This is a genomic window from Geomicrobium sp. JCM 19055 (genome assembly GCF_000698185.1).
GTDB lineage: Bacteria > Bacillota > Bacilli > Bacillales > Marinococcaceae > Geomicrobium_A > Geomicrobium_A sediminis.
The window spans coordinates 193,234-213,751 of the sequence record NZ_BAXL01000002.1 but is presented as its reverse complement, the minus strand read 5'-3'; the positions used below and the strand labels follow the sequence as shown (position 1 = coordinate 213,751).

Annotated in this window: 26 protein-coding genes and 5 pseudogenes; 12 read left to right on the top strand and 19 right to left on the bottom strand. The window is 42.6% G+C overall.

Translation table 11 applies throughout. The annotated features are described in order from the left end of the window. Positions 1 to 29: 29 nt before the first annotated feature. Both JCM19055_RS22545 and JCM19055_RS22540 read left to right on the top strand, forming a co-directional pair. A complete protein-coding gene (locus JCM19055_RS22545; protein ID WP_052365860.1) occupies positions 30 to 260 on the top strand; it encodes a bifunctional 2-polyprenyl-6-hydroxyphenol methylase/3-demethylubiquinol 3-O-methyltransferase UbiG in 231 nt (76 codons plus the stop codon). Next, positions 257 to 760: a class I SAM-dependent methyltransferase gene (locus tag JCM19055_RS22540; RefSeq protein WP_052365859.1), complete on the top strand. Its 504-nt coding sequence runs from the start codon at positions 257 to 259 to the stop codon at positions 758 to 760. The genes JCM19055_RS22545 and JCM19055_RS22540 overlap by 4 nt, the downstream gene beginning before the upstream one ends. Here JCM19055_RS22540 and JCM19055_RS03435 read toward each other — a convergent pair. Further along, a complete protein-coding gene (locus JCM19055_RS03435) occupies positions 757 to 1,479 on the bottom strand; it encodes a gamma-glutamyl-gamma-aminobutyrate hydrolase family protein (protein ID WP_042358519.1) in 723 nt (240 codons plus the stop codon). The two genes, JCM19055_RS22540 and JCM19055_RS03435, sit on opposite strands and share 4 nt — an antisense overlap. A 175-nt stretch (positions 1,480 to 1,654) precedes the next feature. Here JCM19055_RS03435 and JCM19055_RS03430 point away from each other — a divergent pair, with 175 nt between their 5' ends. Next, a complete protein-coding gene (locus JCM19055_RS03430; protein ID WP_265181737.1) occupies positions 1,655 to 3,025 on the top strand; it encodes a phospholipase D-like domain-containing protein in 1,371 nt (456 codons plus the stop codon). A 106-nt stretch (positions 3,026 to 3,131) separates the two neighbouring features. Further along, the gene (locus JCM19055_RS03425) at positions 3,132 to 3,335 is read left to right on the top strand and encodes a hypothetical protein (protein WP_042358516.1); all 204 of its coding nucleotides are present in this window, start codon (positions 3,132 to 3,134) and stop codon (positions 3,333 to 3,335) included. Positions 3,336 to 3,618: 283 nt separating this feature from the next. Here JCM19055_RS03425 and JCM19055_RS03420 read toward each other — a convergent pair whose 3' ends face one another. The 8 genes and pseudogenes from JCM19055_RS03420 to JCM19055_RS03390 all read right to left on the bottom strand — a co-directional run bounded on the left by JCM19055_RS03420 (position 3,619) and on the right by JCM19055_RS03390 (position 8,511). After that, on the bottom strand, positions 3,619 to 4,161 hold the full coding sequence (locus JCM19055_RS03420; RefSeq protein ID WP_042358515.1) for a hypothetical protein: 543 nt from the start codon (positions 4,159 to 4,161) through the stop codon (positions 3,619 to 3,621). 2 nt (positions 4,162 to 4,163) lie between these two features. After that, positions 4,164 to 4,430 (bottom strand): autorepressor SdpR family transcription factor, encoded by a 267-nt coding sequence (locus tag JCM19055_RS03415; RefSeq protein ID WP_042358514.1) that lies wholly within the window; start codon positions 4,428 to 4,430, stop codon positions 4,164 to 4,166. Between the two features lie 233 nt (positions 4,431 to 4,663). After that, entirely contained in the window at positions 4,664 to 5,467 is an 804-nt protein-coding gene (tatC, locus tag JCM19055_RS03410; protein WP_052365857.1) for a twin-arginine translocase subunit TatC, read from the bottom strand. A 287-nt stretch (positions 5,468 to 5,754) separates the two neighbouring features. After that, the gene (tatA, locus tag JCM19055_RS03405) at positions 5,755 to 5,988 is read right to left on the bottom strand and encodes a twin-arginine translocase TatA/TatE family subunit (protein WP_042358512.1); all 234 of its coding nucleotides are present in this window, start codon (positions 5,986 to 5,988) and stop codon (positions 5,755 to 5,757) included. A gap of 12 nt (positions 5,989 to 6,000) precedes the next feature. Then, positions 6,001 to 7,729, bottom strand: a pseudogene (locus tag JCM19055_RS03400) (GMC family oxidoreductase). Between the two features lie 92 nt (positions 7,730 to 7,821). Beyond that, positions 7,822 to 7,890 (bottom strand): annotated as a pseudogene (locus JCM19055_RS28315) (hypothetical protein); the annotation flags it as partial. A gap of 34 nt (positions 7,891 to 7,924) precedes the next feature. Then, positions 7,925 to 8,239, bottom strand: coding sequence for a gluconate 2-dehydrogenase subunit 3 family protein (locus JCM19055_RS22535; RefSeq protein ID WP_265181755.1), 315 nt, complete (start codon positions 8,237 to 8,239; stop codon positions 7,925 to 7,927). Further along, complete coding sequence (locus JCM19055_RS03390; protein WP_042358511.1) at positions 8,215 to 8,511, bottom strand: twin-arginine translocation signal domain-containing protein; 297 nt, start codon at positions 8,509 to 8,511, stop codon at positions 8,215 to 8,217. The genes JCM19055_RS22535 and JCM19055_RS03390 overlap by 25 nt, the downstream gene beginning before the upstream one ends. A gap of 362 nt (positions 8,512 to 8,873) precedes the next feature. Between JCM19055_RS03390 and JCM19055_RS03385 the strand changes: the two genes are divergently transcribed. The 7 genes and pseudogenes from JCM19055_RS03385 (at position 8,874) to JCM19055_RS03365 (ending at position 13,855) form a co-directional block, all read left to right on the top strand. Further along, positions 8,874 to 9,242, top strand: coding sequence for a hypothetical protein (locus tag JCM19055_RS03385; RefSeq protein ID WP_042358510.1), 369 nt, complete (start codon positions 8,874 to 8,876; stop codon positions 9,240 to 9,242). Positions 9,243 to 9,332: 90 nt separating this feature from the next. Further along, positions 9,333 to 9,500: a hypothetical protein gene (locus tag JCM19055_RS26980; RefSeq protein WP_193745286.1), complete on the top strand. Its 168-nt coding sequence runs from the start codon at positions 9,333 to 9,335 to the stop codon at positions 9,498 to 9,500. 369 nt (positions 9,501 to 9,869) lie between these two features. Further along, positions 9,870 to 10,664 carry an ABC transporter substrate-binding protein gene (locus tag JCM19055_RS03380; RefSeq protein ID WP_081833407.1) on the top strand — a complete coding sequence of 265 codons (795 nt, stop codon included), beginning with the start codon at positions 9,870 to 9,872 and terminating at the stop codon, positions 10,662 to 10,664. Positions 10,665 to 10,705: 41 nt separating this feature from the next. Continuing rightward, entirely contained in the window at positions 10,706 to 10,993 is a 288-nt protein-coding gene (locus JCM19055_RS25110; RefSeq protein WP_081833406.1) for a hypothetical protein, read from the top strand. Beyond that, positions 10,986 to 12,023, top strand: a pseudogene (locus tag JCM19055_RS31170) (FecCD family ABC transporter permease). Before JCM19055_RS25110 ends, JCM19055_RS31170 begins: the two are co-directional and overlap by 8 nt. Further along, a pseudogene (locus tag JCM19055_RS03370) lies at positions 12,020 to 13,052 on the top strand (FecCD family ABC transporter permease). The pseudogenes JCM19055_RS31170 and JCM19055_RS03370 overlap by 4 nt, the downstream one beginning before the upstream one ends. Continuing rightward, a complete protein-coding gene (locus JCM19055_RS03365; protein ID WP_042358562.1) occupies positions 13,052 to 13,855 on the top strand; it encodes an ABC transporter ATP-binding protein in 804 nt (267 codons plus the stop codon). Before JCM19055_RS03370 ends, JCM19055_RS03365 begins: the two are co-directional and overlap by 1 nt. Before the next feature lie 501 nt (positions 13,856 to 14,356). On the opposite strand, the gene JCM19055_RS03360 is transcribed toward JCM19055_RS03365, so the two are convergent. The 10 genes and pseudogenes from JCM19055_RS03360 to JCM19055_RS03320 form a co-directional block, all read right to left on the bottom strand. Further along, a complete protein-coding gene (locus tag JCM19055_RS03360; RefSeq protein ID WP_042358508.1) occupies positions 14,357 to 14,683 on the bottom strand; it encodes a hypothetical protein in 327 nt (108 codons plus the stop codon). Continuing rightward, on the bottom strand, positions 14,658 to 15,476 hold the full coding sequence (locus JCM19055_RS03355) for a hypothetical protein (protein ID WP_042358507.1): 819 nt from the start codon (positions 15,474 to 15,476) through the stop codon (positions 14,658 to 14,660). Before JCM19055_RS03355 ends, JCM19055_RS03360 begins: the two co-directional genes overlap by 26 nt. Before the next feature lie 17 nt (positions 15,477 to 15,493). Next, positions 15,494 to 15,775 (bottom strand): hypothetical protein, encoded by a 282-nt coding sequence (locus JCM19055_RS03350; protein ID WP_042358505.1) that lies wholly within the window; start codon positions 15,773 to 15,775, stop codon positions 15,494 to 15,496. Beyond that, the gene (locus tag JCM19055_RS03345) at positions 15,762 to 16,730 is read right to left on the bottom strand and encodes an ABC transporter permease subunit (RefSeq protein WP_042358504.1); all 969 of its coding nucleotides are present in this window, start codon (positions 16,728 to 16,730) and stop codon (positions 15,762 to 15,764) included. Before JCM19055_RS03345 ends, JCM19055_RS03350 begins: the two co-directional genes overlap by 14 nt. Continuing rightward, positions 16,727 to 17,188, bottom strand: coding sequence for an AAA family ATPase (locus JCM19055_RS31165; protein ID WP_370542973.1), 462 nt, complete (start codon positions 17,186 to 17,188; stop codon positions 16,727 to 16,729). Before JCM19055_RS31165 ends, JCM19055_RS03345 begins: the two co-directional genes overlap by 4 nt. Further along, positions 17,174 to 17,594 (bottom strand): annotated as a pseudogene (locus tag JCM19055_RS31160) (ATP-binding cassette domain-containing protein); the annotation flags it as partial. The pseudogene JCM19055_RS31160 and the gene JCM19055_RS31165, both read right to left, overlap by 15 nt. Continuing rightward, positions 17,594 to 17,755: a hypothetical protein gene (locus tag JCM19055_RS28295; protein ID WP_265181735.1), complete on the bottom strand. Its 162-nt coding sequence runs from the start codon at positions 17,753 to 17,755 to the stop codon at positions 17,594 to 17,596. The gene JCM19055_RS28295 and the pseudogene JCM19055_RS31160, both read right to left, overlap by 1 nt. 97 nt (positions 17,756 to 17,852) lie before the next feature. Continuing rightward, positions 17,853 to 18,341, bottom strand: coding sequence for a hypothetical protein (locus JCM19055_RS03330; RefSeq protein ID WP_042358502.1), 489 nt, complete (start codon positions 18,339 to 18,341; stop codon positions 17,853 to 17,855). Further along, positions 18,331 to 18,879: an RNA polymerase sigma factor gene (locus JCM19055_RS03325; RefSeq protein ID WP_042358501.1), complete on the bottom strand. Its 549-nt coding sequence runs from the start codon at positions 18,877 to 18,879 to the stop codon at positions 18,331 to 18,333. Before JCM19055_RS03325 ends, JCM19055_RS03330 begins: the two co-directional genes overlap by 11 nt. A 603-nt stretch (positions 18,880 to 19,482) precedes the next feature. After that, entirely contained in the window at positions 19,483 to 19,740 is a 258-nt protein-coding gene (locus JCM19055_RS03320; RefSeq protein WP_042358500.1) for a hypothetical protein, read from the bottom strand. Between the two features lie 267 nt (positions 19,741 to 20,007). On the opposite strand from JCM19055_RS03320, the gene JCM19055_RS03315 reads away from it, so the two are divergent. Further along, positions 20,008 to 20,253, top strand: coding sequence for a hypothetical protein (locus JCM19055_RS03315; RefSeq protein WP_042358499.1), 246 nt, complete (start codon positions 20,008 to 20,010; stop codon positions 20,251 to 20,253). The last annotated feature ends 265 nt before the right edge of the window (positions 20,254 to 20,518 follow it).

Below are 20,518 nucleotides of genomic sequence, written 5' to 3'. Positions count from 1 at the left end.
TTTTACATAGTAGAAAAGGATGAACACCGATGAATAACATCACAGCGTATTGGGATGAACGGGCACTTGGCTACTCTAAATCGAGTGTTGAAGAATTATCCGATGAAACGAAACACAAATGGCAACAGTATTTACTACACTACATCCCTGCCGGCCAGCGGTTGAAATGTCTCGACCTTGGTTGTGGACCTGGTTTTCTTGCCCTTTTACTTCAAGAGATGGGTCATGCGGTTTATGGTGTAGACGCATCTGATCGATGATCGAACATGCCAACGCAAATGCGCTGACAAAAGGATTAACGATTGATTTTTCTGTTATGGACGCTCAGTCGTTGCAATTTGACTCGGACACGTTTGACTTCATTGTCACTAGAAACGTGACGTGGAACCTTTCTTCACCGGAACAAGCATACGATGAATGGTTACGTGTATTGAAACCTGGCGGTCGCCTGCTCAACTTTGATGGCAACCATTATTTGCACCTTTTTGATGATCGCTATGCGAATTTTCGTAAATCAAATGCGTACGATGATCCTCATCAAACGGTACACCTTGAAGGAATTAATACGAATACCATTGAAGAAATTGCAAGGCATCAGCCTCTAAGTTCAGTCGAGCGACCTGAATGGGATCTCGCTTTCTTTCAAGATCAATCGGTGAAAATAATCGATGTACATACGACACCAATAACGTACACGAATGATGCCTTAAAAACCGAGACGATCATTGATCGCTTTCACCTTTGTATAGAAAAGTCTTAGACCGGCATGTTCACTCTCGCATGGTCAATAAATGCACGGAATAACGCTTGGCTGGAAGGACTATGCACATGGAATTCAGGATGCCATTGTACCGCTAGCACAAATTCGTGATCTCGATGACCAATCGCTTCAACAAGTCCATCGTCTGCGACCGCATAAGGCTCAAAGCCTTCTGCTAAGTTCTTAATGCCTTGATGATGATAACTATTAACCTTCAATGTGGTCGTTTGAACGATATGATATAGGGAAGAATTAGGATGAATAGACACTTGATGGATTGGACGATCATACGGTGGCTCTTGCTTATGTAGGATGGGTTCATCTTGCGCAATGTCCGTTGGGAGGTCTTGATAAAGGCTCCCACCTAAAGCAACATTCATCAGCTGCAGACCACGACAAATGCCGAAGGCAGGCTTATTCATGTTTAACACTTCATGGAATAGCGCATACTCTAATTCATCTTTCTCTTTACATACTTCACCACACAGATTGGTTTTCACTTCTCCATATAACGCCGGGTTCACATCGTGACCACCCGTAAAAAGAAAACCGTCATACATACTCGTTAGTTGCTGAATCGTAGCCTGATCATTCATAAAAGGTAAGACGACAGGGATGCCACCTGCAAGTTCAATGGCTTCCATGTATCCTGGAAGCATCCAATAGCTATTCTTTTCATAATCATAAAGTGGCGTAACTCCAATTACTGGTTTCGTCATCACTAGTACTCCTTTTTAGCTACAAGCATTTCACATTATTAGATAATTCACAAGAGTTGATCTGAAGATCATGAAACGAGGTGCTTTTGTTTTGAGATCCTTAAAACAGCGACCCCTTAAACGATATACCGTTGGCAAATTCCTATTGCTTTTGCTTCCGTTTTACATTGTGTTTATGATTTATGGCATTTATAAACCTTTGCCTGATGAGTCATTAAGCTATGATAGTGGGTGGCACGATGTATCCTCTGCACAACTTTTGCTGGATGAAACGTATACAAATCACGGGGCGACCGTTCATGACCATGTGATTTTTGAGAAAGTCGAGGAAATGATCAATGAAGCAGAGTCTTTCATTCTCGTTGATATGTTCCTTTTTAATGATGAATACCCCGCTGACCTGGACTTTCCTACACTTTCCAATTGGCTTAGTGCTCAACTAGCTTTAAAGAAACAAGAAAACCCTGATATGACCATTGTTGTTACGACAGATCGCATAAATAGTTTCTACGATAGTCGTGTTCCAGGGCATATAGAGTTTATGAGAAGTGTCGGTATTCATGTTGTCTGGACGGACATGTCAAAAGCTCCTGACTCTAACCCGATTTACTCCGGAGCTTGGCGTGCGTTTATGCAATGGTTTGGGACACCGGCGGGTGGGTATTTGCCGAGTCCATTTAGCTCGGAAGCCGAACCCGTTACGTTACGAGGGTACCTTGATCTGTTTAATTCAAAAGCAAATCATCGTAAAGTCGTGCTCACTGAACAAAGTGGACTCGTCACATCCGCAAACGCACACGATGCGAGTGCTTACCATTCAAACGTTGCCTTTTATGTAGAAGGGGAACTTGTTCACCATTTATTAGAAACAGAAAAAGCAGTCGCTCGTTTCTCTGGAGCAGAAGACGTGCTAGAAACGTTAGAGGCCAACCCAACAAATCAGAGTTCAGACGAAACTATTCAAGGTAAAGTCGTCACAGAGTATGCGATCAAAGCGGAAATTTTGCGCACCCTTCAAGAAAGTGGTGAAGGAAGCGAAGTCTGGCTTGGCTTGTTCTATCTCTCCGATCGTGATGTGATTAATGAATTGAAGGATGCTGCAGAGCGAGGCGCCATCGTTCGATTGATTTTAGATGGGAATAGCGAAGCGTTTGGGCATGAGAAAAACGGAGTACCCAACCGCCCTGTTGCAGATGAACTTGAGCGATCCCATTCGAACATTCAAGTTCGCTGGTACAATACGGACGGTGAACAATACCATACAAAAATGATGTACATTAAAAATGGTAATCAAGCCGTCGTTACTGGTGGTTCAGCTAACTTTACGAGGCGAAACTTAGATGACTACAACTTAGAAACAAACGTGATGTTTGCAGGATCTACTGACCATGAGATGATGCAACAACTAGATGAGTACTTCGTTCGTTTATGGAATAACGAAGAAGACCAGCAATACACTTTACCGTACGCTCATTACGGCGAACAACCCCAATGGAAATATTGGTTGTATCGAGTTCAAGAAAGCACTGGTTTATCAGCGTTTTAACCAGAATAAACGCGTTGCCTTCAAGAGAGGTGCAGACTTCAATGAACGTAGTCTGCACCGTTTACTCGTCGACTGGTCTTACCAACTTGCACAACAAGGAGAATTTATGTTACTAATTGCTTCTTACCTCATCGTTTTATTGTTACTTAGCGTTGTATTCGGCGTGTTTCTCCTCGCCTTAGGGTTTGCAGGTTCGTTAACGCCATTTCAACTCGTTATCGCCTTAAGCGTTGCACTCATCATGTCCTTTTTAACATTCAATTCTTATTTCCGTCGCATATGCCAGAATCCGATGTGCTTGAAGAGCTGAGGACTCGTAACTTCCATATTATGTTGCTCTTCGTAAGCCTTTGGTTAGCAACATGTAGCACCTTGCTCTCTTCATTGTTCGTTACCCCCTATCACATATGGATCTTTTATCTAACCCCTTTTCTCCTAACATTTGTCTGCCTTCTTCACGTCCGTTATGTTCTTCAGAAAAAAAATTCAATGCTCACTTGCTTTTCCAACGATCGTCTTTGTTGTTACCGTTACGTATACGGTACATCTATTCATCATTTATTTCAGAGAGCTCATGTGATGATGAAAGAGAGCTAAGAAACGAATCGCAGTTCCGATGCAAAACGGATCACTAAAAATAAAATCGTAAGTCCGAGTACGATAAAAAACAACGTTATTGTGTATGGCGCAAAGATCGCCCCAATCATAAGGAGTCCGCTAATGACAAATGCAAAAGAAAATGGGCGAATACTGTTATTCCACACTTTGGCTGAAAGTGTCTCTTCATGAATTTTAAACCGATGCAATTGATTTCCCATCACGCAGAATACGAGTCCAACACTGAATGGAACGATAACTAGCGGATCAAACCATAACCCAAGTACATACAAGTTCATTACGTGAAGAAGAACGAATAGTACAAAAACAATGCTCGCAATCACTATAGTTAAGCCTGAACAATAGCGATTGTACTGTTCGTGGTGTGTATTCAATCGATTTGTAAAGACATGCAACCCTACAACTCCGATCATAGTTGCCGGATAAACAAATGCATCGACTCCGCCACCGTGCAAACTGTAATAAATCACGCTACTTACAACACCAGCAATCGTTAGCAAAACCATTACGAACATCATAACTATTCCTCCTTATTAAATTTCATCAACCACCTTACGACTTCTTGGAACACGGTCGTATTAAGTGAATACAACACATACTGCCCTTGCTTTTTGGCATACACTAACTCCGCTTGCTTTAAAAGCGTGAGGTGTTGAGAAATACCCGCTTTACTTATCGTAAACTGATCGGCAATCTCTCCTGCTGTAAGATCCTTCTCATGAAGCAGATCCAAGATCTTCCTGCGATTCTCATCAGAAAGCGCCTTATACACATCATTGTTTAGCATAATTCTCTCCTACGAACATTCATTCATTTAAGTATTTAAGTAATTACTTAAATACAAACATAACAATCCATATTTTTCAAGTCCAATAAAAAGCCAGAATCGATGGTTTGTCGATTCTGGCTTTTTCGCTTATGCCTCTGTGCTTTCTTCCTTGTTTGCTTCTTTGCTTGCTTTTCTCTTAATTACCTTTTTCGATACGTATATTCCGACTTCGTACAAGATAATAAACGGAATTACCACAAGAATGGTGTAAAGAAATCTGGTGGTGTAATTAACGTTGAAATGACTAAGAGGAAGAAGTACGCATATTTTCTTGATTTTGCAAAGGTCTCTGGTTCAACAATACCTAAAGACGTTAAAGCCATAATGATTAACGGCAATTGAAAAACAAAACCTATTGGGATCGTCGTCATCATGAGAAATGAAAAGTACTCAGACGCTGTGATCATCATGTTAAAATGCATTTCACCTAACTCAATAAAGAACATAAACGCAATCGGATGGATGACAAAATAACCAAACGAGAGTCCTAAGACGAAGCAAAGAAATACAGCAGGTATGTAGTTGAACATCAACTTAGACTCACGGTCACTTAACGCAGGTTTAACAAATCGCCATGCTTCAAAAACGATGTATGGCAGTGATAAACCAACACTAAGTATTCCAGACAAATAAAAATACAATTTAATGGCATCTAGCGGACCGAGCATAACGAGCTCAAAGTCACCGACTAAGATATCCATGTAAAATCGCAACAATATAAACATGGTAATAAAAAGTAATGAAAAAATGATGAGTGTTCGAATGACAGCTCCTCGTAACACGGAGATATGATCCAATGTTGGCTGTCGATCCATTTCCTCAGTTGTTGTTCCACTCATGGCAACAGACCTGTTACTAATAACGCGTAAAAAGCCTCTTTCGTAACTCCGAGAGACATTCTTCGCTTTGAAACTGTTACTAGTAACAGTTTCACCTCGCTTTCTTATGTTGATCATTACGAGCGCTTTTTGATAGGTTCCCTTCAGCATGAGCATCCATTAAGGTTCAATCCACTTTCATTTAATCAACCGTGTTTATGACCAATGCTTCTGTTCGACTCGTATCGTTTCTTAAGTAGACTATTGTGACTTGCCCCTTAAATTAGTTGTATGTATTCGTTCAAACGAAAAAAAGTTAACGTCGTTACATGCTATGAAAATATAATAGATTGAACATGAACCCCAACTATTAAATATAGCGATACTCCATCCATCTGTCTATACTTATCTTCTTTAATTTCATGCTAAATACGAGGAAAAGCTGAGAACAAAGTTCTCAGCAATTAATCTTTCTTTTGATCATCATGAGCAATCGTCGTAACTTGAGCATCTTTCGGTACGTTCTGTTCAGACGTAGGCTCTTCATCATCCATTAACTTGTTCGTTGTCTTCTTAAATTCTGAAATCGTTTGCCCAAACGCTCCTCCGATTTCTGGTAACTTCTTCGGCCCAAAGATCAACAATGCTAATAGTAGAATAAGAATTAAACTCGGAATTCCGATGTTTAATGGACTCATACTCGTTCCTCCTTAATTATCGTCTTCAACTAATAGCCTTGGGTCATCGATATAATCAAGAATGCCTTCTGCTGCTCGATAAGCAAGCGCTGCAACGGTTGGCGTCGGATTATTTCCTCCATTATGTGAAAACGTAGACGCTCCTGCAACGAACAAATTCTCACAATCCCATACTTGAGAGTAGTTGTTCACAACAGATGTTTCACTAGAAGCCCCCATAATCGTTCCACCGGTATTATGAGTCGTCTGATACGGGACGATATCATAATCTCCAGTCGCATGGTTTACTTCTTCAACGATGTCCGCACCCATTTGTTCCATAATTTCCATCGCTCGTTCAGCTTGATACTTTGCTAGGTTACGATCTTGGTCTGTGAAATTGTACGTAACTCGAAGCAACGGATCACCGTTCTCATCCGTATACGTTGGATCTAAATCTAAATAATTATATCGATATGGTAAGCTCGCACCTTGGCTTTGTATGTGCAATTGTCGGTAAAAATAGTGTGTTGATGCTTCTTTGAACTCTTTACCCCAAGACTTCGTCCCTTCTGGAACCGGGTTCGTATCAATCGGACGATTCCCCGTTTGGTGCAACCCTAAGACCCCACCGTGGATAAAGTCCAGATCCGAATGATCAAAATTGTCCGCATTAAAGTCTTCTACTCCACCACCGAGAGCGCCTGCTCCCGCATAAAGATTAAACTTCTTATCTTCGAAAAAAAACCATCTGCTCCTGAAATGATCTGATAGCAATAATGCTTCCCTACCACGCCTTCTTCCGTTTCAGGGTCATACGGTTGACCAATTCCTGATTGCAACAGCAAGCGCGTATTGTTCATTACGTAAGTCGTAATAATCACGATATCAGCAGGTTGAAAATACTCTTGATCGTCGGTTCCATCAATATAGTAAACACCTGTCGCAACACCATCTTCATGGGCGATCTCACGTACGTTAGCATGGGTCTTAATCTCGAAGTTCCCTGTCTTTAAAGCCGTCGGAATTACCGTAATCAATGGATCAGACTTCGCTTGATAATCACAGCCGAACCGTTCACAAAATGAGCAATATTGACATTGATAAATCGTCTGTCCATCAGGGTTCGTGTAATTCTCTGAAAGGTTTGCTGATGGTCGTTGATGTGGATGCAAGCCAAGCTCGCTAGATGCTTCTTTGAACAATCGAATGGCTGGGGATTCTTTCATCGGTGGCGTTGGGTACTCTTCTGACATTTCAGGAGTCACTTCGTTTTGTTCTCCGGAAATACCCGCCATCTTCTCCCACTTCGTATAGTAAGGTTCGATCTCCTCGTATGTAATGCCCCAATCTTGAATCGTAATGTCCTCGTCTACTTTTCCTTCACCGTATTGCTCTAACGTCATCGTCTGGATCTGGAAATCATATGGGAAGAACCGTGGTGCTTGTCCATTCCAGTGGATTCCAGCGCCACCAACGTCTGTACCGAGCAAGTATGAACCGAGTTGTCTCATCGGTAATGCGGTCATGTCTGTTGTGTTGCGAATCGTTTGCGTTTCTTTCGAAAGGTCTTGCATTAATTCATGATCAAGTGCGTATCGTAGTTCGTCTTTTTGCATAATAAAATCATCAGGTGTACGCTCTCCACCGCGTTCAAGGCCAATGACTTCAATCCCAGCTTTCGTAAGCTCTGAAGCTATAATTCCTCCTGCCCAACCGACGCCAACAACAACCGCTTGTTTTTAGGTAATTCTATCGCCATATGTCTCAGTCCTTTTTACGTATGATGGTCGTGTAAGCTTACTGGTTCAATATCATGGAATTCTTCATCTTCAATGATGTCCATGTTATTCATTAACCCACCTGGTACTGTTTCATTCTCCAACCGTCCATGTTTAAGTTCCCACCATATACTGGGTCAGAATAAACACCACGGAGCGTTGCCTTTCTTAGAAGCTCAAAAAAACTGAGAAGAACTCATGCCTCTCATTTCTACATCTCCAGATTCAAAGCTCTCAAGAATCTCATCTTGTTGCTCGTCCGTTAAATCGTAATAAGCTTCGCCTTCAAAGTTCGCTTTTGCTTGATTTTGAATGAGACGAACACCTTTCAAAAATGCATCGCGACGATTAAGAGCCGACTGGTTTCCTTGTGTCTCTGCACCATCTTCAAACGGACCATCCATATATTCACGTGCATTGAATCCCCATGAGCCAGCGAGTTGCCGATCAATAAAATACGGAACTGCTAAAGATACGGCTCCTGGACCAATCTCATCTTCAGGGAAAATTCGCTCGACTGCTGCACTAAGTACTCGAAAATCTTCTTGTCGCTTAAAAAAAACATTCGGGCTCTCATATAATCGTCACTTGAACCGTGATCATGATCACCATTACCGTTCTCTGATGCTGTCTGTGTACTTGACGATGGGTTTATGAGAAAGCTTCCGAGCAACGTACCGCCGACTAATCCACCGACTGCGAAACTACCGTTTCGAATAAATTCTCGTCTCGTGAGCCCTTCTGACTTCTTTTCTTCTGACATCGTCATCCCCTCCTTTTATATCTATAGCCTTAATCTAGCCTTCGTTTTAAGGTGAGAGCGTATCCGTTTTCATATAAGAGTAGATCAATTGGTAGAATTAAGATTAAGACAATGACTATATACCCTATTTATAGTGAAATTAAACTAAAGATGTTTAAAAGGTAGTACTACATTTTATCATGAAAGCTGTACTTTTTTTACTAGCCACTCCTATCAAAGATGCACATATTGAACAATACGCGTTGTTACGTTTCTACGTTTACGTTTCTCCAATTAATGGAATAAGGGTATTACGAACTACAAACAACTTTGGATAATTCTTATTATTCAATACAAAGCGTCTCATTTTGGGAGGTTCGCACGTGCAAAAACGTTTTGTGTTTTCATTGGTCGTCGTTGCACTATTGGCTGGCTGTTCTCAAATTTTACAGAAAAGTGATGAGGGAGAGTTTTGGGAAGTGGAGTTTCAAGCGGACCAAACGGTTGATGCTGAAGAGACTAGCACCATTACGCTAACGTATTTAGAGGATCCTGAAGACGTTGTTGAATTTAGCTTTGACTCAAGTACGGGTAGTGCGGTTCATGGCGCTTCCTTACATGGAAGCGGAACGTTCTCATCCGGAAGCGAGTGCTCAGGGTGTATGCAAACCCCTGATCAACCGATTGAGGTCGATATTCGTTGGTTAACTGCTGAAGGTAATGAATTCGAAGAATCGTTCAACCTTGATTAATGGGATTTTCTCTTACGTTACTTCTACATTTCGGAGGTGTAAAGATGAGTCATTTTAAAAAAAGGAATGAGGCATTCAAGATATCGCACAGTGCTCTTAAGTATTACGGCAATGCCAGTGATTGCTGTTTTAGGTTTCCTTGATGTCATACCAGTCTCCAATACGCTAGCTTGGTTAGCCCTCGCTGCGTTCATCGTTGGTTTAATCGTCTTCTTCGTTTCATTTAACGGTAAGCAATCTGCAGACTCTAAAGGCTGAATGCCTCTTATGATTACTAGAAGGTGGTGGTATCCATTAAGAAAAAAAATACGTGCTTTACTTCGGACTCGCATTCATCGGTACACTGATCGGCATCGCCATATCTCAATTAGTCTTTACTTAACGCCAAAGCACAATTTGGCGTTTTTAATTTGCATTTTTATAACCGTTCAACATATTTCTTTTCATAGTTTTTATGCCTTTTAGTAACGAATGTTTTATCACTCACTTCCTCCTGGAATGCTTAAGTTATATGGTATCCAGGATTTCATTCGCTAATTTACAATCCCATAAAGCATGACAACCTTTTAACAATAGTGAAAAAAATTTAATTGACAATCGTTATCAGTCGCTATACACTGGCTGAGAATGATTATCATTTTCGAATTCATTGCTGTCATTCGCAATTACATACACAAAGGGGTTTCGATTAATATGAAACGTTCTCATCTTTTATTCTCATCCGCTTTACTCTCACTTGCTTTAGTCGCTTGTTCAGATGAATCGAGCGATACGACATCTGCAACAACATCTGATGATGAAGGAGAAGAAGTTGCTACACCTGAAGAAAGTTCTGATGAACAAATTGTCATTGAGCATGCCTTTGGAGAAACGGTTTTGGACGAAAAACCTGAGCGAGTTGCTACAGTTCAATGGGGAAATCAAGACATTGCCCTCGCATTAGGGGTTGAGCCGGTAGGTTTCTCAGCCGCAAACTATGGGGTTCAAGACGACAGTGGTCTTCTGCCGTGGACGAAAGATCAGCTTGATGAACTTGGTGTTACCGATCCTAATATTTATCAAGATACAGATGGTTTAGACTTTGAAGCGATCTCTGACTCTAACCCTGATGTTATTCTTGCTAGTTATTCTGGAATTACACAAGAAGATTATGATTTACTTACACAAATTGCTCCAGTTGTTGCCTACCCTACCACGCCTTGGACAACACCTTGGAGAGAACAAGTGCTCATGAACGCTGAAGGTATGGGGATGAAAGCCGAAGGTGAGCAATTGATTGAAGATACAGAAGCAACGATCGATGAAGCGCTTGAAGATATCCAGAAATTGAAGGAAAAAGTGTTGTTTGGGTCAACTTCTCTGCAGACGATCTATCGAATCTACACTTATACACACCTGCTGATACACGTGTTTCGTTCTTAAAAGAGGAATTAGGCTTAAGTACACCTGAAGACGTTGAAGCGATGATTGAAAATAAAGATGAATTTTACCTTAGTTTAAGTGCAGAAAATGCCGACGTGCTAAATGATGCTGACATTATTATCGGTTATGGCGATGAAGACTTGTATGAAGCTGTAAAAGCCGATTCAAGACTCGGTCAAATCCCTGCCGTTGAACGAGGATCTGTCGTGATGGTCGGCAATGCAACACCACTCGCTGCCGCTGGTACTCCGAATCCACTTTCAATTGAATACACGATTGAAGAATATGTAGAACTTCTTGGAGACGCAGTCGAAAAAGTTGATGAGTAATTCCCGTATTTCAACGCAAGAAAATCACGTATTTGTTCCAAAAAGGTTAACGAAAACGATTGTGATTTCCATTGTATTGCTTTTCATCGTCAGTGTTCTCTCCCTTGCTTTTGGTTCTCGTTTCGTGACTTGGAATGAACTTATAACAGGGCTCTTTTATCCTGAACAAGATTCGTACGGGGCAAGCGTCGTTCGCGAGCGCATTCCCCGTACGGTTTTTGCTCTATTTTGTGGTGCTGCACTCGGCGTGTCTGGTGCACTTATGCAAGCGATCACCCGTAACCCGATTGCTGATCCGAGTATTTTAGGCGTCAATACAGGTGCTGCACTGTTTGTTGTTAGTGGTTTAGCTTTTTTTTAATATTAGTACTGCCAGTGAATACATTTGGTTTGCCATCGTAGGAGCGATACTAACTGCCATCTTCGTCTATGCGATTGGATCCCTTGGACGGACCGGTGCAACACCGTTAAAGCTCGTCTTAGCCGGTGCAGCCACAAGTGCAGCTCTGTCATCGCTCGTAAGCGCCGTATTAATCCCTCGAACCGATGTAATGGATCAATTCCGTTTCTGGCAAGTAGGAGCTTAGGATCCGCAAGCTGGAATGCAATTCTTACGTTTTTGCCGTTCCTTATTGTTGGCGTCATACTCGCAATCTGTACTGCACCTGCGCTAAATGCGCTTGCACTCGGTGATGATGTGGCAAAAAGTCAAGGTGTACAGCTCACGACGTTGCGCATTTTCTCTGCGTTTGCAGGTGTTGTGTTATGCGCAGTCGCAACGGCCCTAGCCGGTCCCATTGGCTTTATTGGGTTACTTGCCACCCACCTTGTTCGCTTATTGCTCGGCCCCGATTTACGCATTGTCATCCCAATGGCCGCCATTGCTGGTGCGGTGGTTTTAACGCTTGCTGACGTTGTTGGCCGTGTGATCGGAAGTCCTGGTGAACTTGAAGTTGGCATCGTTACCGCTCTAATTGGAGCTCCATTACTAATCTACTTAGCGATTAAATTGAAAGTGCGTTCACTATGACTACAAATTCTCTTATTACAATTAAACGCGGTCGTCAAAAAAAGACAACGTCGCTGGTTACTCGTTAACCTTCTATTAATCCTTACAGCTATGATTCTTTGTGTTGCCATGTTGTTGCTCGGAAATACGTTTCACCACCCAGCTGATGTATTTCGAGCTCTTACTGGTGAAACTGTTGAAGGCGTATCATTCGCTGTAAACAACATTCGTTTACCACGGATGCTCGCTGGCTTGCTTGCCGGGATTGCATTTGGCATTGCCGGTAATACATTCCAAACGATGTTACGTAATCCGCTAGCGAACCCTGAAATCCTTGGAATTACAGCGGGATCAAGTGTCGCTGCACTATTTTGCATTTTAATCTTGCAAACGAGCCAAACCGTTACATCGTTTAGTGCTGTAATCGCGGGGTTACTTACCGTTATTGTTATTTATTTTCTTTCACGAAGTGGCTCGTTTTCCATCGGTCGACTGATCTTAGTCGGAATTGGGATTCAAGCGATGTTGAGTGCGGTTATTTCTTATTTACTTATGGTTGGAGGCCATCAAGATCTTCCTTCTGCTCTTCGCTGGCTAAGCGGAAGTCTTAATGGTGTACAAATGAATAGCCTTGCTCCACTCGTCCTCATTGTCATGATCTTTTTACCGATCATTATCTTCTTAGGACGCCACCTTCAATTGTTAGAGCTTGGTGAACAAGCAGCGATTTCACTAGGGCTTCGAACGGACCTAACGCGCGTTCTACTTATCGTTAGTTCCGTATGCATGATTGCGTTTGCTACGTCTGTTACAGGACCCATTGCTTTCGTTGCTTTCTTGGCAGGACCGATTGCGAAACGCATTGCTGGCGTCGGGTATTCAAATGTTCTGCCCGCTGGACTTGTAGGTGCGAATTTAGTTCTTGCCGCGGACTTGATTGGTCAATTTGCATTTGACGTACGCTTTCCAGTTGGGATTATTACAGGAATTCTTGGTGCGCCATTCTTGCTATATTTATTGATTCGCATGAACCGAAGGGGAAGTTTATGATAAAACCGAAGCATGATTTTCAAGCAGAAGAAATTGTCGCAGGCTACGATCAGAAGACGATTCTAAACAACGTAAGTATTGCAATTCCGAGTCATAAGATCAACGTAATTATCGGTGCAAATGCGTGTGGGAAATCGACCCTGTTAAAAACGATGGCCAGACTGTTAAAACCAGACACAGGAGCGGTTACGTTAGATGGGAAGTCCATTCACCAAATGCCCTCTAAAAAACTCGCGAAACTGTTAGGCTTACTGCCGCAATCTCCGATTGTCCCTGAAGGGATTACGGTAACAGACCTTGTCGGCAGAGGACGTTACCCTCATCAATCGTTTTTTAAAGGGTGGTCAAAAGAAGATTATGCCGCAGTCGCTGAAGCGATGGATATGATGCAAATTACAGAACTTGCAAATCGGAATATCGATGAGTTGTCTGGCGGGCAACGTCAACGGGTCTGGATTGCCATGGCACTTACTCAACAAACGGATATTCTCTTTCTCGATGAACCAACAACGTATCTCGACATTACGTATCAAGTCGAGATTCTTGATCTCTTGACCGACCTGAATAAAAAGTACGGAACGACGATCGTGATGGTGTTACATGACATTAACCTCACTGCTCGTTATGCGGATTATATCTTCGCATTACGCTCCGGTCAGCTTATAGCAGAAGGAACACCAACGGATGTGATTACGAGTAAACGAGTGGAAGAGATCTTTGATATGAAAAGCGAAGTAATTCTAGATCCAGTATCAAAGACCCCACTCGTCGTTCCAATTGGAAGACATCATCAGAATACGTAATGATAAACACACCAAAGAAGCAGGTACCCTCCAAGTACCTGCTTCTTTGGTGTGTTTGACGTGGTTACTCGAAGGTGATTTTCTGTCAAGTTATATTTAACACTTCATGATGAAACTGAGAACTTATTTTGTATCTATTTTTATAAAAAATTTGTAAATGGGATTATCTGTTCAATTGCAAGATGGACCAATTCACGAAGATAGGCACAATCTTTATTGTTACGGATTAGCGCCCGTTAATTGAAAAGCAGCATTCATCGTCAACAAAGAACATAAATTACATGAAAGATCGACTATTTTCGTATATTAAGCTAATGATAGTTCTTCTATTGTAATGTGCAATGTGTTGAGCTAAACCCTCCTAGAAACTTCCAAACCCGAAGCGACCATTGCCACCTTCGGTGCCGAAACCAATGAAAAGCGATCTAGATCGCGGATCTCCTAGAACTCCCCCGATCCCTAACCAACCGTAGATCTGATATCCACGGGCACATCAAACTTCTACACAATCTCTATCCGAGCTTCACGACGTGTGCGGTACACGAATAGAATTGCTGCGAGTAGTAAAACGCCTGCACTCAGGAAAAATGGAAGTGCCCGAGGCTCGGTTACGACGAACACAAAGCTTACGATGCCTCGTAAGGCGAAGATGATAAACAGCAATGTACCTGGCACAAGCAGACCGAGCAATGACAAGTAGCTGCCCGCAAATCGGGAAACGATACTTGTCATGATGACCATGAGCACGACGATGCTATAGACAATTGCAACGGAGACGAGCATGTACGCTTGAAAGGAAAGGTCATACCAGAAGAATGCCGGAGACATGAACGAGTTTATGCTTGCTTCCCAGAACAAGGTCGTGCCATTTAGCACCACATACCCGGCAAATAAAATTCCGAGAATGAGTGTCGCGAGCAATAGGCCGACAAATAGAGCTGCCCACAGTTTCACGCTGAATACTCGCCTTCCTTTTTTTTGTGACGTACTGAAGCGGCCGCACATGATGGTCTCGGTAAAAAGCTGGGCTAATGAATACGACAATCGCGACTAGGACGAGCATGCTCCCGTTAAAGAGCAACGAATGAAAATTATCCATCACTTGTGCGGGTAAGATTGTACGATGTTCGCCTCGTGCATCACTTTCGGCAATTCGTTCATTGGCTGCTGCTGTGTAGGAAGGATCTTCGGTGTCGGAGTGGTACTGGTCAAGAATACTTCGTTCCATCTGGATGTACCAAAACAGCCCGTCCGCACTATCCATGAGCGTGTTTCGGAGCTCCGGCAGTTCTCGTTCGTCGATGTCACTGGCAAACAACTCATCGTATGTGTTAACGTCCAGGTCAATTGCATCGGGATGATTGGCGATGAACGTGTCTGCCGCGGCTAGCTGCTGTTCGTGATGCTCGGCAAATTCAGCCATGTTCGTCTCAGTCACCTCGACCCCGTATTCGTGCACGAGATTCTCAGCTGTTTCGTAATAATACGCATCACTTCCGTTAGGAAAGTGTTGAAAATGGAATTCAATATTCATGATATAAAGAATGGCAGCGATCGGGAGGAAGAGAAGCCACATCCGCCATTGCAACAGGCGGCGAACTTCTTTTATGAATACTCGCATCGTGTTCTTCCTTTCTGTTAATGAATCGATTGTTTGTTGAAGCTTCGAAACGCTCCGGCGACCATAACCGAGGCAACCCCGCTCCAAACGAGAAGTGTAACGACCTCATACGTTTTTGCTGCAGTGAGCGGTGCGGTAACCGTGAACCACATGTGAGGGTTCATGATGAGCGTCACGGGCGTATACATTCCGTAAAACAGGAAATTGGAACCAGCCGGGGTGAGTAATGGGAGCATCACGAAGCCACCAGCGCCGATCAAGACAACGAAAAAGACGGCATAGCTATTACGTATGAACACACTCGTAAAAAAAGACGATTTGCACGAAGGTTAAAAGCACCGTGTACGTGACGATCAAGGCGCCGATTAGAAACGTCAACATCGTCAGCGGCCACCACGTCAAATACGGAAGCGGTCCATCCATATTGAAATACGAGCTCACATACGTATTCCACATTCCAGAGAAGGAGTTTGTGGAGAAGAAGACCGTTAAAGAAATGGCCAACACCGCTGTAATGATGAGAAAACTGCTGGCGTTCACTGCTAACCATTTCGTGAACAGCAAACGGCGACCCCGCGCAGTGCTATATATGTGCTGTGCAGTACCGTACGCGTGCTCGTAATTCACACTATGTGCAGTGAGCAATGTGAGGATGATTGAAAGCCCAATTAACGAGTAACGAAAGACGTGTTCATAAAGGGTTGCATGGGTTTGCTGACCGAGATAGAAGACGGTTTTGTTTTCTTCTTGATGGAGAAGTGCATCGTAACGCTCACTGTAGGCAGCGTACTGGTTGTGCATCCATTCGGTTTGATTTCCTTCGAGTGCGTATTGATCAATCGCCTCTTCGGCGAGACCGTCCATCGTAATTTGCTCATATTCCTCATAGATGAGTTGTGCTTCTTCGACATAGGCTTCGCGAACGGCAAGCTCGATGAGTTCTATGGCAAGCGGGTCCGTAATGTCGATGCCGTGAGCCACCTGATCGCTCGCCGAAGAAATGGTTTTGTTGTTCGTTTCATTAAAAGCTGTTAACCGCTCTTCATTGTCAGCGGCAACATCAAACACCCAATTCTCATCGAGCACATGCCCGTAGTTTTCCACAAGTGATGTTGTTGCGTTTCTTTCGGCGGCAGACGTGTCGTACCAGGCAGAAGAGATGACGAAAACGTTGAGTAAAATAAGCAGAGCGATAAGTGACAGAAGAACGGGGGAGCGCAACAATTTCCGGAGTTCATAACCGAATACGTTCATTGCCGCTCGTCCTGATACACCGTTAAGAACACATCTTCAAGCTGAGGGGATACCGCTTCCCAGTCTCGTTCGACTGGGGCGGTTGTGTGAAAACGTACGCGCACGTGCGCGTTTTCCTGTCGTTCTCCAAGAATCACATACGTTTCCCGAAACCGCTCCATCTCTTCATGGGCGACCAACGTTTCATACACCTCTCCTTGGATGCTGTTACAAAGCGTATCGATGGAGTCTTTATACAGGAGTTGCCGGTCTTTAATCATGACGATTTCATTGGCGATCGATTCCACGTCAGCGACGATGTGCGTACTTAAAATAATGGTGCGCTCTTTAGAGAGCCGGGACAACAAGTTGCGAAACCGTGCGCGCTCTTTCGGATCAAGGCCGGCGGTCGGTTCATCAAGGATGAGCAATTGTGGGTCATTCAAAAGCGCTTGGGCAATGCCGACCCGTTGAATCATGCCTCCGGAAAATCGCTTCATTTTTTTTATGAGCGACTTCCGTGAGTGCAACCGTTTCTAACAGTTCCTCAACTTTGACTTTCGTTTTTTTATAGTCGAGCCCTTTTAATGCAGCAATATAGTGCAAATAACGCGTCGGTGTATCATTTTTATAGTAGCCAAACTGTTGGGGCAGATAACCGATCACATCGCGATACGTCGCGCCCATCCCATAAATGTCCTTACCGTTATAACGAATGCTACCACTCGTTGGAAACAATAATGTGGCCATCATTTTGATGAATGTCGTTTTGCCTGCACCATTTGGCGCAAGCAACCCATATACACCTGTATCAAATTCAAGTGAGAGCTCCTTTAGTACAGTAGATGTACCGTACGTTTTCGTGACATTCTCAATCGTTAACACTAGACCTCACCCTTTTGTTTTGTATCGTCAAAAAGAATCTGAATTTGTGAATAAAAATAAGAAAAGGCAGCGATGGCAAGAACAGTGTATACACCCGTAGGAATCATTTGAACGATACCTTCAAGGGGCACTCCTGGCACTAAGTACAAGCCAATGGTCATGGTGATCCATAGAGTTGGAAACCCCCAATGCCAAAGCCACTTTTTCTGAATAGTCGTCATCAACGTCAAGTAGATTGAAGCAAATAAAAATAGGCCACTACAGGCGACAGCTAACCCTTGTAGTACGGGGATGTGTACACCAAGCACATTCGCAAAGGCAACAAAAAAAGGTGATGCCAATGAGAGAAGAAACCGCAATGACGAGTGTGCGTAAAGCAGTGAGTTGCACGAGATTGAAATGCGTTGCTTGTTCGACTTCAATGCCAGGTTGCTCCATTTTTAACACGACGAACAGGAGCATATGAGCATAGAAGTAGAAAGGGGTCCCCATGAACAGCAAACTAAGGGTCGGGACGGTATACGTCGCGCTCGCTTCTTGCATCAAAGCAAACAATACAGCGACGAGCGGCATGAACAATAGGACAGATAAGACGAGAAACATCGCTTCGCGTCCATCATAGAACAGATGGCGGAAACCAATCATTCGATACAATTTGAACAGCCGCCGATAAAACCGATCATTGTCACTCATGCCTTTTCTGACAATGGTTTGAATCTCCTGTTCGTTTCTGTGCTCATTGGTCATGATCATCTACCTCCCAAGCGTCCTTTATTCGTTTGAGCGACGTATAATACTTCGTTTTAATCGTTGATTCTGGAATGTTCATCTTATCTGCCAGATCGACAAACCGTTCTCCTTGTAGCAGTTTCCCTCGCACGATCTGTTGCTCAGACTCTTTGAATGTTTGCAAAAATTCAAGAATCCGCTCCACCTCAAATGAACGAAACAGTTGCTCTGTGAAATCCTCACTTTGGCGATCATCAACGTCAATCGCACGTGTTTTCTTCGCCTGTTGATACGCTTTTGAGCGAAAATAATCAATCACTCGGTGGGAAGCAATTGTATAAAGCCACGTACGAAAGCTTGCCTTTCTTTCATCGAATGAACGGATCGACTCTAGCATATGGATAAATATTTCTTGAGTAAGGTCTCTTGCAAGCTCCTCATCGGAAACCTTCGATTTTACATACCCGAGTAGATCGGTATAATACACCGAGACGAGCTCATTCGCCGCGTCATGATGCCCTTTTTTTACGTATTCTCTTAATGAGCTTTCTTTCACGCGACAAAATTCTCACCCTACCTTTTGCTTCTCCTAATCTTATATTCGTAATCTAGCGACAAATTGTTTGCGTTTTCTATAAAAAAATTATTGGGTTGGGGGGCGAGAGAGGGGCGGTCTATGAAATAGTGAAAATCTGCTTCTTAAAATAGGTTCCCACAACGATTGGGTTGGAGTTTCGAGTTGACGATGTTTTCTAAAGCTGGGCATAGAAAAGTCGACATAAAAAGAGGCAGCGTGTCCGGGTCCCTTTTTAAGTGACCGTTCACCCTGCAAATGGGTCATTATTACACCAAAACCACCAAAAAGTTAGTTTGTAACTCTAACTTTTTGGTGTGGCACAAAACAGAAAACGCTTTCATTGAAATACTTGATTCTAATAGCCATTTAGTTATCCTTCTTTATTCTTTACAGTTGTTGAGTCCTGTTCTTACTTCTTCATTACCGTAACAAGAAGTTCTACAATGTACCATTTTGCTCAATGGCAGTGCACACATAAAAAAGCACAACCCTTATTACAGGATTGCGCCCTTTAACCGAAAAGGTTAATATCTATGCGAAGGTCGAAAAAAATACCGCCCATTCGACAGCTAGTTTAATCGCTTATGCTGTCTTTTTTTTATTTCGTAGTGTATTAAACTCTGCCCATAAAAACATCAGAATTGCCACTACTAGAGCTATGATCGCACCTGTATGGAACATTTCTACTCCCATTATCCCCAATAAACGCTCAAACTGATCTTCGCCCATAGTTTGGACTGGATCAAAGTTTGCTCCGTAAATAACAGTGAGCATGTATGGCGTAACCCACAAGAGTGTAGCAATAATAAAAAAAATCGATGCTAAAAAGTACCTTCCCACATTAACCCTCCATTTCCAGTAATAACAGTAAATTTAGAATTATTACCCATTATTGTAAATTCCCTGTAAATAAGGTGAGTAAACGAGCTTCCCGTTTAATGCATATCCCCCATTCACGTTTTGGGTTGACGGGAAAAGCGCAATTATCTTAGTAAACATCGCTGACTAAATTCCTTATATTATCTAATTAGTAAGTTTATTCTTATTATTTTTAGGAAATAGGTTGTGTAGCGAGGTAATTATAAAGTCTTAATTTAGGGTGATTGAATGAAAAGTGTTATTTTAGGTTCAACGTTAATTCTGTCTAGTATTATTATGTATGTGGTGCTATTAGGGACTACAGGAAGTGCATTTTTAGTGGATCGTGATACCCTCGGACGTGAATTTATAACCATGCATTTATGGGATCTTTACGCTTTAGAAATGATTGGAGCAATTATTTCCTTAGTTATAGGAATTGCACTAATAATTTTTGGGTTTATTAAAGGTAATAGAACAGACGCTACTGACTAATCTTTTCGGCGCCTGGTTTCGATCAACCGTTCCTCAACTAATGAATACTCCCAATTTCGAATACCAAAAATGACTTAGCTATTTAAAGATCATAAGCACCTACTACTTTGTTTAGCAGTGTTCCATTAAATGGCCCCTCACAAAGATAAGCGCAACCCTTATTACAGGATTGCGCTCGATAATTGAAAAAGGATGTTTCTTCTATTTAGCTTGATAACTGGGTCATAACAACCCTCCAAAGTAATCACTTGAAGAAGTAACTACT